We start from the raw sequence: 1,474 nt of genomic DNA, 5'->3' as shown, positions 1-1,474 counted from the left end.
TACTGAAATAGCCATAACGCCCCCTTATAACTGTATAAAACAACAGTTATTATAGTTTCACAAATCGCAATATTCATCATCGTAATTGCAGAATATGAAACAAATAGCACAAAAAAATGCCACCGCTCAGTAGCTGGTGGCGTCGTTCTGTGTGTCAGGTTTTGACAGGTTTTTTATGGACTCTAAAAACTATATTTATGGTGTCGCATTACTCTTCACGGCAGGCGCTTTTCAGTTCTGCCCTTGCTTCTGGCTCCATTGGTAATTTGATTCGCGATCAGCTATGCGGATGGTTTGCTGAACAGGCATAACAACTTCTTAGAGGCTGTTTTTTGAACTACGAAAATTTCGTAGTGCTCACTTTCAAAAACGTCACGCCCTTGTACACAGGATTTTACGAAAGTCTCGTAAAACACTCTCTGATGCCAGCCAGGTGTTGTGCGCATCAATTCAGTCACATTGTGTTGGTTCAAAATACCGTGTTGTTGGTTCAGTGTTGGTTCAATAAAAAGAATAAAATCCTTATAAAACAATACCCTTTACAAATTGAACCAACTGAACCAACTGAACCAACACCTTTTCTACGCACATGAAGAAGCTCATTCTTCAGATGAGTTATAATCTCCTGGCTGGTAATTGAGTACATAAACGTTTATTTGTCGTCCCTGAATACGTGGTGATTTTCTTTGGTATCCACGACCGCTGTTTGGTGGGGTTAGCATCCCGGCTTTTTTCAACACTTCAGCAAACTGTTTTGCGTTGAAACCACATGCGATCTCCTTTTCAAATGTGGCCGGGAATGTATAGAAAATCATTGGGCTTTCGTCATGTTCTCCACGCTGACGGTATCCGGCTAAATCTTTGATGGGCAAATCTGCCGGGCTGTATGGAAATGGTGCAAAACGGCTAAGCCCATAGGCATTAAGAAATGCCTCCGTTTGTTCAATAATCTGCTGATGTTCTTTGTTACCTGTGCCGAACTCGCGCAACCATGCGTTATAGCTGTGCTGTATCGCATCACGGCATGTCTGAGCATCCCAGCCTGTTACAACCTCGCCTAACAGCAATGCGGCCTCCAGAATGGCAAATCGCGCGGCTACACGGTGAACCTGCTCACCATAATCGGATGGGATCAGGTTTCTCCATCTGCTTTCGCAATCACGAACGGTTTTAATAGCCTGTTGCTGGTGGTCTGCCAGCCATTTAATCCACTCACGCCCGGCTGCGCCGTGGTGATGCTGGTAAGCGTCTTTCAGTGCGTCTGCGTGCTGTTTTCCGTTCTGGTAATCGTGAAAGCGTACTGCTTTACTCAACGGAATATTCAGCAGTCGCACCAGTTGCCCGGCTTTGGTTTTTCGCCCGGAAGTAGCGATAAATGTTTCTAAATCCATTTCTCCGGTGCTGATTGCCACTGTACGCCAGCGTTTTAGATCCCGGTTTCCACCATCTTTAGCGCCTTGCAGTTTCCCTACAC

The 1,474-nt window shown here is 45.1% G+C and carries 1 protein-coding gene; it reads right to left on the bottom strand.

Annotated elements, in window-relative coordinates; genetic code table 11:
* Nucleotides 1-599: 599 nt before the first annotated feature.
* Nucleotides 600-1,474 (bottom strand): DUF927 domain-containing protein (locus tag RTW80_RS25145; RefSeq protein WP_409415315.1); only part of this gene is annotated, 875 nt, incomplete at its 5' end.

This window comes from Escherichia sp. AM3, assembly GCF_032029835.1.
Lineage (GTDB): Bacteria > Pseudomonadota > Gammaproteobacteria > Enterobacterales > Enterobacteriaceae > Escherichia > Escherichia coli.
This window is presented reverse-complemented; position numbering and strand designations above follow the sequence as displayed.